The organism is Microbacterium sp. K35, assembly GCF_004794375.1.
GTDB classification, from domain to species: domain Bacteria; phylum Actinomycetota; class Actinomycetes; order Actinomycetales; family Microbacteriaceae; genus Microbacterium; species Microbacterium sufflavum.
In genome coordinates, this window is record NZ_SSDM01000021.1 from 1 (window position 1) to 14,497 (window position 14,497).

Consider the following 14,497-nt stretch of genomic DNA (forward strand, 5'->3'; position numbering starts at 1 on the left):
GCCCCCTGGGCCTCGGGGCGCGGACGGCCGACGGCACGTGGCGGGCAGCACTGGACGAGGCCGCGTCGGCGCCGGGGGTGTCGGCGAAGGTCTCCGGGCTCGACCTCTCGGCCCGCGGCGCGGAGGAATCGCGCGGCCTGCTACGGCTGGCGTTCGACCTCTTCGGCGCGGAGCGGCTGGCGTTCGGCAGCGACTGGCCGATGTCGACGCGGAGCATCGGCTATGCGGACGTGCTCGCCGCGACGCGCGCGGCGCTGCCCCGCCTTTCCGGCGCCGAGGAACGGGCGTTCTGGTCCGCGACCGCCGACCGCCTCTACCCCACGGGCGCCTGACCCCCGCCGTCTGTCTCGTCGCGCGGCGGCTCGCACGGAGTCGCGCGGGACGGCGCGGGAAGGTCAGGCGTCGTCGAGGAGGGTGCCGGCGGCGTGGCGACGGAACAGCGCGGACGCGGCCTCGGCATCGCCCGCGTCGAGCACGTCGAGCAGCCCCTTGTGCCAGTCGGCCACCTCGTGCCAGTCGCCGGTGAACGTCGGGTCGCCCAGCACGTGCATCACCCGCAGGCTCGGCTCGAGCAGATCCCACATCCGCGGCAGGTACACGTTGCCGCTCGCCTCGATCACGGCGCGGTGGAACGTGAAGTCGAGCTCGCGGAAACGGGCGAGGTCGGCGGATTCGGCCGCCTCATGCATCTGCGCGATGAGCGACACGAGCTCGTCGCGGCGGGCGGCGTCGAGCGCGCCGCACGCGAGCCGGCCGGCCAGGCCCTCGAGCTCGACCCGGGCGACCTTGGCCTGCTCGGCCTCCTCGGCGGAGTAGCTCGCGACGAAGTTGCCCTGGTGCCGCACATGCGACACGAGCCCCTCGTGCGCGAGGCGCTTGAGGGCGTCGCGCACGGGAGCCTGGCTCACCTGGAGCTGTCGCGCGAGCTGGGACTCGACGAGCTGCTCGCCCGGGGCGAGGGTCGACTCCTTGATCATCGCCTTGATCATCGCGTAGATCTGATCCGACAGCAGTCCTCGCTGCAGTCCCGCTGTGCCCAGAGCATCCGTCATGACCATCAGTCTACGTCCATTATCGACTATCGCTAATGGACGCGGCCGTGCGCCAGGCCTCGGCGATCAGCGCGGATCCGCGCGGCGTCGGATGCACGCCGTCCGGGGCGAGCTCCGCCACCGGCTGCCGTGTGGCGGCGGCCGTGAGCACCTCGTGGAGCGGCACGAAGGCGGCGCCATGCGACGCGGCCAGGTCGCGCACGACCGCCCGCTTGCCGTCGAGGTCGTCGAGCCACTCGCGCTGCTCCTCCGTCACCGGAAGGAAGTACGGCTCCATGAGGATCAGGCGGGGGCCCCGCTCCCCGGCGACGCCGGCCAGCAGCGGGTCGAGCGTCGCCCGGAACTCCTCCGCCGACGTCGGGTCGTCGCTGTCGAACCGTCGCCACATGTCGTTCACGCCGACGTACACGGTCAGCAGCTCCGGCGCGGTCGGCAGAAGCTCGGAGTCCCACCGGGCGGCCAGGTCGCGCGCACGGTTCCCGGCGATGCCGAGGTTCCGCACCGTCGCGCCGGCCGCCCGCAGCTCCGGGGCGAGGAGGGCCACGTAGCCGTCACCGAGGGAGTCGGGGTCGGCACGGTCGCGCCCCGCATCCGTGATGGAGTCTCCGATGAACGTCACTCGCACCGGGGCACCTCTTCCTCATCGTCCTTGAGCTTGGGCTTGACCGAGGTCTCCAGTTCGACCGTCGCGCCCGCGTAGGTCACGGTCAGCGTCTGGTGCGGACGCACCTTGCTGCTGTCGAACCCGCTCACCATATCGGCCGTGACCTGCTGCGTCGTGAGGGTGCCGTCGCTCCAGCGCACCCCGAGGATCATCCCGGTGACGTCGAGCTCCTCGCCGCGCAGGTAGCGGGTCTTGGGGTCGGCCTCCGCGGCCCAGCAGATGCCGGTCACGCTCGCGGGCGGCGGCGTGGGGCGCACGGCGAGGGCCGTCGTCTTGCCGTAGTGGTACACGTTGAAGAAGCCGTCCGCTCCGATGCGCAGGTTCTCCCGCGCATCCACCATGCTCCACACGGTCACGCCGTCCACCCGGAACACGATGCGCGTGCCCTCGCCCTCCGCGATCGCGCCGAACTCGATGCGGTGCGAGGTGTCGGGGGCGATGACGGTGTTGGGGATCGCGTCGAGCATCGTCTGACCGGGGGTCCAGCTCTGGAACTCGATCGTGTCCTGCTTGATCACCACGAGGTACCCGGTGTTGGAGTTCTGCCACGCGGGCACACCGGTCTGGTCGGACCGCGCCTGGAAGCCGTACCACCCTCCGGAGAAGGCCCCGAAGTCCGCGTCGAACTGCAGGAGCGTGTCGCCGAAGCGCTCGCCCTCGTAGCCGTGCACCCCCTCGCCGCTGATCACCACGCCCGCGTCGTCGACGGCGATGTGGTCGGATGTGCTCCAGGCCGCGGGGTCCTTCAGCTGCGCGTCCAGCCGGGTCGTCGGGTACTCCGCGTCGGCGACGGTGACCGTCAGGGTGTCGCTGAACGCGGGGTCCGCGACCGAGGTGGCCGTGATGGTCGCGGTGCCCGCGGCGACGGCGGCGATGCGGCCGTCCGCCACCGTGGCGACCGCGGGGGCGTCGCTGGTCCAGGTCACCCTGGCGTCGCTGGCGTCCTGCGGGGCGACCGTCGCGGCGACCGTCCGCCGCTCCCCCACCGAGAGCGCCACCGCGTCGGCGTCGAGGGTGACCCCGGTCACGGGCACTCCGGAGAGGGAGAACCCGATGTCGTCGAAGTCCAGCGACGGGTAGTTCTCGACGTAGAAGCCCACCCGACCGGCCGCACCCGGCGCGGGATCGGCCCCCTCGAGGGCGATCGCGCCGTTGACGGAGATGCGGATCCGCCCGTCCTGGACCGCGATGCGCACGTGCGAGGTCGCACCGGGGACGAGGCCCTGCTCGGCGGGCACGACCTTCTCGGCGACCACCTGCCAGGCGTCGTCGAAGATGGTCCAGGTCGGGCCGGCCGCGGCCTGACGGAAGCGGATGTAACCGCCGCCCTTGCCGTTGCGGTCGTACACGATGAGCCCCGCGTTGGTGGGCGTCGTCGCCGGTGTCGTCACATCGAAGTCGAGCACGAACTCGGTGAAGTCGCGCGGCAGGATGCTGTTCGCGCCCTTGAGGATCCGGTAGACCTTGTCACCCGTGGCGTCGGCCTGGATGCTGCGGTTGGGGTCGGTCGCCCAGCCGTTCGATCCCGACTCGAAGTCGGTGAAGTGCAGCACGCCGTCGCCCTCCTCCACGATCACCTCGATGGTCGCGGTCTTGGCGGCGTCGGCTTTCGCGGTCGCCGTGATGGTCGTGGTGCCGGGGCCCATGCCCAGCACGACGCCCGTGTCGTCCACGGTCGCGACGGCGGCGTCGGCGGAGGCGTAGGTCACCGCGGTGTCGTCGGCGTTCCAGGGCAGCGGCACGGCGCGCACGCGCACCTGGTCGCCGGCGTCGATCGTGACCGAGTCGCTGTCGAACGCGATGTCCTCCAGCGGGACGGACTGCGGCTGCTGCGTCTGGCCGATGTGTCCGTCGACCCCGATCTCGCCGAACGCGATCGCCTCGAAGCCGGGGATCTGGTCGAACACGGCGGCGTCGGCCTTCAGCGTGTAGTCGCCGCCGGCGGCGTCGACGAACCCGGGGTCGGCGTCGGCCACCCAGTTGTCCTCGTAGTTCAGCAGGTTCTTGCCGTCCTTGGCGCCGTGCTCGTTGACGCCCGCCATGCGGGGGCGGTTCGGGTTCCAGACCACGTTCTCGGCGAACGTGCTGTGGTTCGGGAAGTAGTGGTCGTCCTCGAAGAAGTGCCCGAGCTCGGGGTACTTCTCCAGGTACGGCGTGCCGACGAAGTCGTTGTTGTCGGCGAACACCTGCTGCCAGGCGGGCATGTAGTCCTTGTCGACGACGTTGCCCTCGTGGTCGCCCATCCACTGCTCGTAGTTGTCGTAGGGCGCGTAGGCGTCGACGAAGACGTTGTTGCGCGCCTCGATGTAGTCGGCGGATCCGCTCTTGATGGCGCCGTTGCCCATGTTGACGAACACGTTCTTCTCGATCGTGAGGTCCCACGTGAAGTTGTCGGCGTAGATGCCCTCGACGCCCGCCATGCCGGCGCCGATGTCGTGGAAGTAGTTCTCCCGGAAGACGTGTCCGCGCTGCTGCGGCGTCTTGCCGGAGTTCATGTAGATCGCGCCGAGGTCGTGGAACTGCTTGCAGACGTCGTACACCTCGTTGCGCTCGAAGAGGTGGTCGTTGCCGTGCACGATGATGCCGGGGTGCGGCGCATCGTGGATCTCGTTGTTCTTGGCGACGTTGCCGACCCCGTCGAACATCACACCGGGGTTGTAGGCCTTGTGGTAGTAGGCGAAGTCGGCGATCTCGGAGTTCTCGACCCGGTTGCGGCCCGGCTCGAGGGTGGTCTTGTCGCCGCCCTGGAGCACCACGCCGACGCCGCCGACGTGCGTGAGCCGGCTGTCGGTGACGGCGTGGTCGCGGCCGCCGCGGTTCACCGGGATGCCGTCGTAGGTGTAGCGCCCCGGCGAGTTGATGAGCACGCCGCCGTCGGTGAAGTTGCGGATGTCGCTGTGCGAGATCGTGACGTGGGAGCCGCCGAGGATCACGGCGGCGGTGGCGCGGCCGTACTCCAGGACGAGGTCGTCGAAGTTCACGTACGACGCCCCGTCGGCGCGCAGCATCGGCTCGTCGAGCGTGGTGACGGTGACGTCGCCGCGTCCGGACGTGAAGGCGGCGTTGGGGATGAGGTAGAGCTTCCCCGCCGCGCGGTCGATGTAGTACTCGCCCGGTGCGTCGAGCTCCTCCAGCAGGTTCTGCGCGAAGTGGAAGTCGGGGAACCAGCTCTTCATGATCCCGGACATCTCGCCGTAGCGGAGGGTGATCGTCTTCGCCGCGGTGTCGATGCTCTCGATCTTGTTGTACGACCACTCCCAGCTGTAGCCGAAGATGCCGTCCAGCCACACGTCGTCGGCCTGGGTCCAGTACTGGGGCCGGTCGTAGCCGTACGTGAAGGTGCCGCCGCGGTTCTGCAGATCCGGGTCGTTGCGGTCGGGGCCGACGTCGATGATGTCGCCCATCTGCACGGTGGGGGTGGCGGCGTCGGCGTTGGGCCAGCGCGCGAGCGTCATGCCCTGGCCGTCGATGAAGAGCTCCATCGGCGGGGTGGTGCTGACGTCGTTGGCCTTCCAGTAGCCGTGGCGGCTGAGCTGGCCGTAGTCGGTGATGCCGAGGCCGGCGAGGTCGACCGCGACCACCTGGTCGCGGGCGGCGGGGTCGATGATCCGGTCGGTGACGGCGGCGTCCTCGACGGGCGCGAACTCGTCGCGGGGCAGCGCGCGACCGCCGGTGAGCGTGGCGGTCTCGCCCGGATAGGAGCGGTAGGTGATCGGAGCATCGGCGGTACCGGAGTCCTGCTCGCCGATCTCGAACGAGGCGCTGCGCGGGTACTCGCCCTCGCGCAGGTAGACCGTGAGGCCGTCTGCGGGGATCTGCTCGTCGGCTTTGAGTGCCCGGATGCGGTCCCTGGCTCCCTCGAGGGTGGCGAGCGGGTCGTCCTTGGTGCCGGCGGCGTCGTCGTCACCCCCCGGTGCGATGTAGAGGGCGTCGTCGTCGACCGCGGCCGACGCCGCGGGGGCGACGCCGAGGGCGGATCCGAACACGGCGGCCAGGGCCAGTCCTGCCAGCACACGCTTCATTGCGTCTCCGAACTCTCGATTCCCGCGCGAAGAGCTCGCGCGGTGCCGCAGCGGGCGGCTGCACAGGACCCTACCCAATCGATAATCGACTATCAAGGATCGATTCTTAAACATGTGCAGCGCTTCACAGATTTCACAGTTCATACCAATTCATCACTCTTGGGCTCTCCGGTTGACGAGCCCGTAATCTGCCGGAAATACTGAGGAAGCCCGAGACCGCACCGTGAGCGTGCGGACACATCACCCCAGGCCAAGGATGACCTAGATGACAGAACAGACCATTTCCTCACAGATAGGAACAGGTCGCCGCCCCCGTCGCCTCTCCGACGGGATGTTCGCGCTCCTCCTCACGGCCCCCGGCCTCGCGCTCCTCGCCGCGGTCGTCGTGTACCCGCTCATCACCGCGCTGATCACCGCGTTCTACAAGCAGAGCCTCGTCGAACCGGGACGCGAGTTCGTCGGCTTCCAGAACATCGTCGACGTCCTCACCGGGGAGTTCGTCCAGCTCCTCGTGCAGACCCTCGTCTTCACGCTCGGCACGACCATCGCGCCGTTCGTCATCGGCTTCGGTCTCGCGCTCGCCCTCAACACGCGCATCCGCGGTGCCAAGGTGCTGCGCGGCCTCATGCTCATCCCCTGGCTGATCCCGGGCGTGGTCGTGTCGTTCCTGTGGATGTGGATCTTCAACGCCAACTACGGCGTGCTCAACGCGGCCCTGGAGACCGTGGGACTCATCGACTCCCCGCAGGCGTGGCTCGCGAACCCCACCACCGCCATGATCGCCGTCATCGTCGCGAAGACCTGGCAGTCGTTCCCCTGGATGATGGTCATGCTCCTCGCCGGCCTGCAGACCGTCCCGATCGAACTGCACGAGGCGGCGGAGATCGACGGCGCCGGGACCATCCGCCGCTTCTTCTCCATCACGGTCCCGCAGATGAGCGGCATCATCGGGCTCGTGATCCTGCTGGAGTTCATCTGGAACTTCCAGCACTTCGACATCATCTACGTCCTCACCGGCGGCGGCCCCGCCGGCTCCACCCAGACCTTCGCCACGGCGGTGTACGAGACCGCGTTCGACGGCTTCGACCTCGGTCACGCCGGCGCGATCGGGCTCCTCTGGATGGTCCTGCTGATGGCGCTCGTGGTCGTCTACGTCCGCCTGTCCGAGAAGGGAGAGAAGCGATGACCGCCGTGCTGACCGAGGAGACGGTGACCGCCGTCGCCGCCCCGCCCGCTCCCCCGCGGCGCCGCCGCGCCCGCGCCGACCGCCGCGCCTCCACCATCAGTGCCTGGATCGCCGTGGTCGTGTTCGGCGGGTTCGCGCTGCTGCCCGTGTACTGGCTGCTCGCGACCTCCCTCACCCCGCGCACCGAGGTGTTCAGCTACCCGCCCAAGCTCTTCCCCACGGAGATCACCTTCGAGGCCTATGCCGCGCTCGCGAACAACCCCGCGCTGTTCGGCTACCTCCGCAACAGCATCGTGGTCTCGGTCATCACCGCGATCCTCTCGGTGCTGGTCTCCGCCTACATGGGCTACGCGTTCTCGAAGTTCCGCTACCGCGGGCGCCGCAGCCTCATGTACTTCGTGCTGGCCTCGCAGATGTTCCCGCAGGCGCTGCTGCTCATCACCCTCTACGCGGTGTTCTCGGCCTACGGGCTGCTGAACACCTACACGGCGCTGGTGCTGTCGTTCACCACGTTCACGCTGCCGCTGTGCGTGTGGATGCTGAAGGGCTTCTTCGACACGATCCCGGACGAGCTCATCGAGGCCGCCCGCGTCGACGGCGCCTCCCGGATGCGCATCATCCACTCGATCGTCCTGCCGCTCGCGGCCCCCGGCCTCATCGCCGCCGGACTGTTCGCGTTCGTCCGCGGCTGGAACGACTTCATCTTCGCCCTCACCCTGGCCGGACCCGACAAGCAGACCCTGCCGCCCGGCCTCGTCAACACGTTCATCGGCGAGGCGTCGACCGCCTGGCCGGAGCTCATGGCGGCCTCGCTCGTGGTCTCGCTCCCCGTGGCCATCGCGTTCATCGCCCTGCAGCGCTTCCTCGTCGGCGGTCTCACCGCCGGCGCGGTCAAGGGCTGACCCGCACCACCCCTCACCCGCAGTCCCTCGAAGAAGAGAGAGCACCCCCATGTCCGAGAACACCACCGTCTCCCGTCGCCAGCTCCTCCAGTTCGCCGGGCTCGGCGCCGCCGGCCTCCTGCTCGCCGGCTGCATGCCGAGCGGCGGCGGCAGCGGCTCCACCAGCCCCGCGTCGTCCGCCGGCTCCGCCTTCGGCACCGGCGACTTCACGGCCACCGACTTCTCGTTCTCGAGCTGGTCGCTCACCGAAGAGGCCGCGGCCCCGGCCACCCGCGCCCTGCTGGAGGGCTACACCAGCGCCCAGAAGGTCGGCATCACCGAGGTGTCGTTCCCCTACAACGAGTACTTCAAGCAGCTCATGCTGCAGGTGCGCGGCGGGCAGTTCACGGGCGCCGCCCACGTCGACGTCGCCTGGCTCGCCTCCCTCGCCGCCCTCGGCAAGCTCGAAGACGTCTCGGCGCTCACGAAGGACCGCGGCTACACGGCCTCCAGCCTCGAGGCCACTCAGCTCGACGGCGTGCAGTACGCGTTCCCGTGGACCATCGGCGCGATCGGCCTCATCACCAATTCCGAGATCCTCGACAAGGCCGGCATCTCGCAGTTCCCGACCACGGTCGACGACTTCGAGTCGTCGCTGAAGAAGCTCAAGGGTCTCGGCGGCGGGCTCATCCCCTACGCCGCCTCCACCAAGGCCGCCCAGCTCAAAGACATCCTCATCTGGATGCAGACCTTCGGCAGCGACCTCGTCAAGGACGGCGAGGTCACGATCGGCGACGACGCGAGCATCGAGGCGGTGTCCTGGTACAAGTCGCTGTACGACCAGGGCCTCATCGCCGCCGACGTCGACCGCTTCGACGCCCGCTCCCTGTTCGCGCAGGGGCGTGCCGCCATCTACGACGACGCCCCGGTGGGCCGCGGCTCCGTCACCAAGGACTCGCCGGACCCGGACCTCGCGTCCAAGCTCGTGCCCGAGTCGCGGCCGGTCCTGAAGAAGGGCGACACCCCGCGCGCGCTCGTGTGGGGCGGCGCGATCGCGATCGTGGGCGGAGGCGAGGGCGACAGCGCCCGCACCGCCGCCGACTTCGGGCAGTGGGCCACGAGCGACCTCGACGCCGTGCTCGGCGACTACGAGCTGCGGGGCCTGCCGCCCGTGACCGAAGAGGCCCAGACGTCCGAGGTCGTCTCGTCCGATGCGTTCGGCGCCCGCTTCGCGGAGAAGATCACCGCGACCGCCACCACCAACCCGTTCTGGCAGTTCCCCCAGTACGCGCAGATCGAGACCGCCATCGCCGACCGCGTGCAGGCCGTGCTCGTGGGCCAGCAGAGCGCCAAGGACGCCATGTCCCAGGCCGGCGACGAAGCGCAGAAGCTGCTGGGCTGAGGCCGCCGCCATGTCCTTCCGCTTGAAGACCGGCGCCGCCGTCGCCGCCGTGGTCGCCGCCGTCGCGCTCGCCGTGCCCGCACAGGCCGACGTCACGACCACCACCGTCGAGACCCTGCCCGTCACGGTCGACAGCTCCAACCAGTCCGGCTGGTGGAACCCGCTCGTCGTCGTCGGCGACCGCACCTTCTTCGCCTACAACGTGCCGGGCTCGGTCGCCGCGAAGCACCGGGTGAACGTCGCCGTGCGCGCCGCGGACGGCACGTGGACCTCGGGGTGCCTGAAGCTCGCGACGGGCGTCTGCGCCGAGTACGACGACGACAACGGCCACAACCAGCCGTCGCTCGCCGTCGACGGGAACGGACACATCCACGCGTTCGTGTCGATGCACCACGAGCCCTGGAAGTACTTCCGCTCCACGACGCCGTTCGACGTCACCTCGCTCGTCGACGTCAGCGCCGAGATGCCCGACGCCGGTGCCGCGATCTCGTACCCGGTGACCGCCCAGGGCGCGGACGGGGACGTATGGCTCATGGTCCGCGTCGGCGCCGACCCGCAGGCCCGCAGGGACGGCGTGCTGTACCACTACGATCCCGCCGTCGGCACGTGGGCCCGCGAGACCGTGATCGCCGCCGCCGTCAACCACTCCTTCTACCCGGACGACCTCGAGGTCGATGCCGACGGCAGGGTGCACGTGCTGTGGGAGTGGGGGCCCTGGCCCGCCGATCCCTACCGTCACCTCGGCTCGTACGCGGTGTACGACCCGGCCACGGGCGGCTTCCGCGACGTCGCCGGCCAGGCCCTGCCCACCCCGATCCGTCCGGACACCCCCGGGGCGGTCGTGTGGCGCGGGTACGAGCAGGGCGAGACCATCGGCGACGCCGTGCCCGCCGTGCAGACCGCGAAGATGGCGATCGCCGACGGCGCGCTGGTCGGTGTCACCTACCGCTACGCCGACACGACCGAGAACGACTTCGACGTGCGCTGGGCCACCTGGAACGGCTCGGCCTGGACGAGCGAGACCCTCGTGGACACCGGCGCCCTCGGCAGCGGCGTGCAGACGATCGCCGCGCTGGACACCACGACCGCGGGCTCCGAGACCCGTGTCTACGCCGTGGTGTCGGTGCAGGACTGCGGAGTGACCCGCACGCAGACGGTGCTGCTGTCGCACACGTCCGGCGCGTCAGGCTGGGCGGTCGAGGCCGTCGGCGACCCGGTCACCGGGCAGCAGCGCCTCCGGGCGGCCACGCGCGATGACGGCACCGATGTGGTGTACCTGAGCGCACCCGCGGTTCCGGGCGGCGGCACCCTCCGCCACGCCGAGGTGCCGCGCGACGGGCAGCAGGGCGGCACCTCCCTCGCCGCGATCGTGTCCGCCCTGCGCGGCGACGCCGGTGGCTGCACGGACACGGGCTCGTGACCACCGCCGCCTCCGCAGCCGCCCTCTGAGCGGCACCCCTCTCCCCACCCCCGAAAGGACCCCCATGCGCACCCAGACCGTCGAAGCCGACATCATCGTCGTCGGCGGCGGCCTCGCCGGAGTGAGCGCCGCCGTCGCGGCCGCTCGCCTCGGCCGACGTACCGTGCTGATCAACAACCGGCCGGTGCTCGGCGGCAACTCCTCGTCGGAGGTGCGGGTGTGGGTGTGCGGGGCGACCGCGCACGGCAATCAGCGCTGGGCGCGCGAGACCGGGATCATCGGCGAGATGTACCGCGAGAACCAGTACCGCAATCCCGAGGGCAACCCGGTGTACTGGGACGACGTGGTGCTCGACATCGTGCGCCGGGAGCCCCACCTCACCCTCTTCCTCAACACCGAGGTGCTCGAGGCCGAGGCCACCGGACCCGACGACGCCCGTCGGGTCCGGTCGGTCACCGGGTGGACGATGGGCTCGGAGATCCGCACGGTGTTCCGTGCACCGCTGTTCATCGACTGCACGGGCGACGGCCTGGTGGGGCGCCTGGTCGGTGCGCGGCACCGGCTCGGCAAGGAGAGCAGGAGCGAGTTCGGCGAGGACTGGGCCCCCGAGCAGCCGGTGCGGGAGTTCCTCGGCTCGACGCTGCTGTTCTACACGAAGGACCTCGGGCACCCGGTCAAGTACGTCGCCCCCGAGAGCGCGAAGGACATCTCGACGACGCCGATCCCGTCCTCCCGCATCATCCGCAGCGGCGACAGCGGCGCCCACTACTGGTGGATCGAATGGGGTGGCACGCTCGACATCGTCGACGACAACGAGGCGATCCGCGACGAGCTGCGCTCGGTGATCCTGGGCATCTGGGACCACATCAAGAACTCCGGCGAGTTCGACGCCGACACCCTCACCCTGGAGTGGATCGGGAACATCCCCGGCAAGCGCGAGTACCGCCGCTTCATCGGCGACTACACGCTGCGCCAGCAGGACATCCTGGAGCAGACGTCGTTCGACGACGGCATCGCGTTCGGCGGCTGGTCCATCGACCTGCACCCCGCCGAGGGCATGTACGCGACGGGCGCTGGCGCGGTGCAGCGCTTCTCCGACGGGGTGTTCGAGATCCCGTTCCGGTCGCTGTACTCCGTCAACGTCGACAACCTGCTCATGGCCGGTCGCGACATCTCCGCGACGCACATCGCGTTCGGGGCCGCGCGGGTCATGGCCACCTGCGCCGCGATGGGTGAGGCCGCGGGCACCGCCGCCGCCCTCTGCTATGCGTTCGACGCCACCCCGCGCGAGCTGTACGAGCAGCACCGCGCGGAGCTGCGCCAGACGCTGCTGCGCGCCGACGCCAGCCTCATCGGCGTCGCCAACGAGGACGACTCCGACCTCGCCCGCACCGCGGCCGTGACCGCCTCCAGCACGCTGCGCACCATCGGCACCGCGGCGAGCGCCACCGCGGACGCCGTCCCGCACGCGCTCGTCGAAGACCTCGGCATCGTGGTTCCGGTGCATCCGCGACTGGAGACGACCGAGCTCCTGCTCTCCGCCGAGGCCGACACGCAGGTCACCGTCGAGGTGTGGTCGACGGGTCGCCCGCAGAACGTCGTGCCCGCGCGGCTCGAGCACCGCACCGTGGTGGAGGTTCCGGCCGGCGGACCCTCGTGGGTGCGCGCGGACACCCCGTTCGCCCCGGACGAGCCCCAGAACGCGATCGTCGTGGTGAGGGCCGCCCCTGGCGTGCACGCGCACCTGACGTCTCCGCTGCCGCCCGGCGTGCTCACGCTGGTGCACCGCGTCGACAACGACGACCGCAACGTCGAGGTCGACCGCGACGGCCTGCTGGTGCAGTGGCCGACGAAGCCCCTGCGCGGACGCAGCCCCGTGTTCCGCACGAGCCCGCCCTCGGAGGCGCTGGCCCCGGAGCGGGCGACGTCGGGGTACAACCGGCCCTTCGGCGGACCCCACCTGTGGGCGTCGGACCCCGCGGCGGACGGGCCCGCCTGGCTCCGGCTGGACTGGGAGCACCCCGTCGAAGCCGCGGAGGTGCGCCTGGTGTTCGACGACGACGTCGACCTCGAGCTCAACACGCTGCACCACCACCGCAGCCCAGACGAGGTGATGCCGCCGCTCGTGCGCGACTACCGCGTCGAGGTGCAGGCTCCCGGTGCGGACGAGTGGCGCGTGGTCGCCGAGGAGCACGACAACCGCCATCGACTGCGGGTGCACCCGCTCCCCGCCGACCTCGGGCCGTTCACCGCGGCGCGCCTCGTGGTGGAGCGCACGAACGGCGCCGCGGAGGCCAGGGTCGTCGCGTTCCGGGTGCAATCGTGACGGAGAGCGCTAACGTGAAGGGCATCCGCCGGCACGGCGGCGACCGTCGTCCCTCCAGGAGGCCGCAGGTGACCACCTCGCCCGGCGGCCGCGTGCTCCCCGCCGCGCGCGCCACCCGTACGGGCCTCATCGCGCTCGCGGTGCCGCACCTGGAGGAGCCCTACTTCGCCGAGCTGGGGTCGCGCATCGTGCGCGCCGCCGATGAGCGCGGTCTCGCCGTGCTCATCGTCCAGACCGAGGGCGACCACGGCCGCGAGATCGACGTCGCGAACGGTGTGGGGCTCCCGCCGATCGACGGTCTCATCCACATCCCGCGCTCCCTCACGGTGGCCGACCTCACCCGCCGCACGTCGCCGGGCCCGCTCGTGCTGCTGGGCGAGCACATCCAGGTGAGCCCGTTCACGCACGTGACGATCGACAACCGCGCGGCGGCGTTCACGGCCACCGAGCATCTCCTGGCGGTCGGCTGCCGTCGCATCGGCTTCGTCGGGCGCCGTGACGCGCGCCCCTCGGATGCGGCGGACCGGCGGCACACCGGATACCTGGAGGCCCTCGCGGCCGCGGGGCTTCCCGCCGACCCCGTCCTCACCGCGCAGGTCGATGCGTTCACGGCGGAGGAGGGCGAGCGGGTGGCGGGCGCCATGGCCGCCGCGATCTCCGACCTCGACGGCCTCGTGTGCTCGAACGACTCGGTGGCCCTCGGCGCTCTCGCTGCCCTGCAGGCGCGAGGGCGACGGGTGCCGGCCGATGTCGCGGTGGTGGGGATCGACGACATCCGCGCCGCGCGCTTCGCGGTCCCCGCGCTCACGACGATCGCCCCCGACCACGAGAAGCTCGTCGATGCCGCGTTCACCGAGCTGGAGCGTCAGATCGCCGCCCCGCCCGGAGCCGACCTCCCGGTGCGGCACGTGACCGTCGATGCCCGGCTCGTCCGTCGGGCGAGCACGGCTCGATGACCGTCGCGGACTCAGTCCGCCAGGGCCGTGGCGAGCGCCCGCTCGTCGCCGGCGTCGCGCGGCGCGACGTGCAGGGTCCCGACGTGGGCGTCGAGCGCCTCCCTGGCCGCGTCGTCGAGCCCGTCGTCGGTGATGAGACGGTCGATGTCGCTGAGGTCGGCCACCGTCGTGAGACCGACCACCCCCCAGCGGTCGTGCTCGGCGAGCACGACGACCTCGCGGCCGGCGGCCATGAGCGCGCGGTTCGTCTCGGCCTCGAGCAGGTTCATCGTGGTCATGCCCGCCTGCACGTCGAGGCCGTGCGCGTCGAGGAAGACGAGGTCGCAGTGCAGGTGCTCGAGCGCGCGCACGGCCACGGGGCCGACGAGGGCCTGCGACGGCGTGCGGACGCCGCCGGTGAGCACGACGGTCTGCGTGTAGGGCGCGTCGGCGCGTTCGGGCGGCGAGAAGAGGTCGGACACCGGGAGCGCGTTGGTGACGACCGTGAGCTCGGGGACCTGCACGAGCGCGCGGGCCAGGGCGAGCGCGGTGGCTCCCCCGGAGATGCCGACGGCCATGCCGGGCTCCACGAGCGCGGCATGGCCGTCG

General features: G+C 70.8%; 11 protein-coding genes. 7 read left to right on the forward strand and 4 right to left on the reverse strand.

Going from position 1 to position 14,497, the window contains the following annotated elements:
- A partial coding sequence (locus DW299_RS00320) for an amidohydrolase family protein (RefSeq protein ID WP_168443042.1) occupies nt 1–332 on the forward strand: 332 nt, incomplete at its 5' end.
- 63 nt (nt 333–395) lie between these two features.
- Here DW299_RS00320 and DW299_RS00325 read toward each other — a convergent pair.
- From DW299_RS00325 to DW299_RS00335, 3 genes are read right to left on the reverse strand one after another with little or no spacing between them, the layout of a single operon-like run.
- The gene (locus tag DW299_RS00325; RefSeq protein WP_136035240.1) at nt 396–1,052 is read right to left on the reverse strand and encodes a GntR family transcriptional regulator; all 657 of its coding nucleotides are present in this window, start codon (nt 1,050–1,052) and stop codon (nt 396–398) included.
- Nucleotides 1,053–1,071: 19 nt separating this feature from the next.
- Nucleotides 1,072–1,671 carry an SGNH/GDSL hydrolase family protein gene (locus DW299_RS00330; RefSeq protein WP_206252573.1) on the reverse strand — a complete coding sequence of 200 codons (600 nt, stop codon included), beginning with the start codon at nt 1,669–1,671 and terminating at the stop codon, nt 1,072–1,074.
- Nucleotides 1,668–5,738 (reverse strand): Ig-like domain-containing protein, encoded by a 4,071-nt coding sequence (locus DW299_RS00335; RefSeq protein WP_136035242.1) that lies wholly within the window; start codon nt 5,736–5,738, stop codon nt 1,668–1,670. Before DW299_RS00335 ends, DW299_RS00330 begins: the two co-directional genes overlap by 4 nt.
- A 265-nt stretch (nt 5,739–6,003) precedes the next feature.
- On the opposite strand from DW299_RS00335, the gene DW299_RS00340 reads away from it, so the two are divergent.
- From DW299_RS00340 to DW299_RS00365, 6 genes are all read left to right on the forward strand, one after another.
- Nucleotides 6,004–6,924 carry a carbohydrate ABC transporter permease gene (locus DW299_RS00340; protein ID WP_136035243.1) on the forward strand — a complete coding sequence of 307 codons (921 nt, stop codon included), beginning with the start codon at nt 6,004–6,006 and terminating at the stop codon, nt 6,922–6,924.
- Nucleotides 6,921–7,826 carry a carbohydrate ABC transporter permease gene (locus tag DW299_RS00345; protein WP_136029501.1) on the forward strand — a complete coding sequence of 302 codons (906 nt, stop codon included), beginning with the start codon at nt 6,921–6,923 and terminating at the stop codon, nt 7,824–7,826. The genes DW299_RS00340 and DW299_RS00345 overlap by 4 nt, the downstream gene beginning before the upstream one ends.
- Before the next feature lie 49 nt (nt 7,827–7,875).
- A complete protein-coding gene (locus tag DW299_RS00350) occupies nt 7,876–9,207 on the forward strand; it encodes a type 2 periplasmic-binding domain-containing protein (RefSeq protein ID WP_136035244.1) in 1,332 nt (443 codons plus the stop codon).
- 10 nt (nt 9,208–9,217) lie between these two features.
- Nucleotides 9,218–10,627, forward strand: coding sequence for a BNR-4 repeat-containing protein (locus DW299_RS00355; RefSeq protein WP_240745267.1), 1,410 nt, complete (start codon nt 9,218–9,220; stop codon nt 10,625–10,627).
- Between the two features lie 64 nt (nt 10,628–10,691).
- Nucleotides 10,692–12,953, forward strand: coding sequence for an FAD-dependent oxidoreductase (locus DW299_RS00360; protein ID WP_136035245.1), 2,262 nt, complete (start codon nt 10,692–10,694; stop codon nt 12,951–12,953).
- A 68-nt stretch (nt 12,954–13,021) separates the two neighbouring features.
- On the forward strand, nt 13,022–13,909 hold the full coding sequence (locus DW299_RS00365; protein ID WP_240744503.1) for a LacI family DNA-binding transcriptional regulator: 888 nt from the start codon (nt 13,022–13,024) through the stop codon (nt 13,907–13,909).
- Between the two features lie 11 nt (nt 13,910–13,920).
- Here DW299_RS00365 and DW299_RS00370 read toward each other — a convergent pair.
- The coding region (locus DW299_RS00370; RefSeq protein WP_136035246.1) for a DeoR/GlpR family DNA-binding transcription regulator at nt 13,921–14,497 on the reverse strand (577 nt) is incomplete at its 5' end.

Bases quoted from the DNA above. Each gene is read 5' to 3' on its own strand.
- DW299_RS00355 (WP_240745267.1), top strand. From the start codon at position 9,218: ATGTCCTTCCGCTTGAAGACCGGCGCCGCCGTCGCCGCCGTGGTCGCC.
- DW299_RS00345 (WP_136029501.1), top strand. From the start codon at position 6,921: ATGACCGCCGTGCTGACCGAGGAGACGGTGACCGCCGTCGCCGCCCCG.
- DW299_RS00340 (WP_136035243.1), top strand. From the start codon at position 6,004: ATGACAGAACAGACCATTTCCTCACAGATAGGAACAGGTCGCCGCCCC.
- DW299_RS00325 (WP_136035240.1), bottom strand. From the start codon at position 1,052: ATGACGGATGCTCTGGGCACAGCGGGACTGCAGCGAGGACTGCTGTCG.
- DW299_RS00350 (WP_136035244.1), top strand. From the start codon at position 7,876: ATGTCCGAGAACACCACCGTCTCCCGTCGCCAGCTCCTCCAGTTCGCC.
- DW299_RS00360 (WP_136035245.1), top strand. From the start codon at position 10,692: ATGCGCACCCAGACCGTCGAAGCCGACATCATCGTCGTCGGCGGCGGC.
- DW299_RS00335 (WP_136035242.1), bottom strand. From the start codon at position 5,738: ATGAAGCGTGTGCTGGCAGGACTGGCCCTGGCCGCCGTGTTCGGATCC.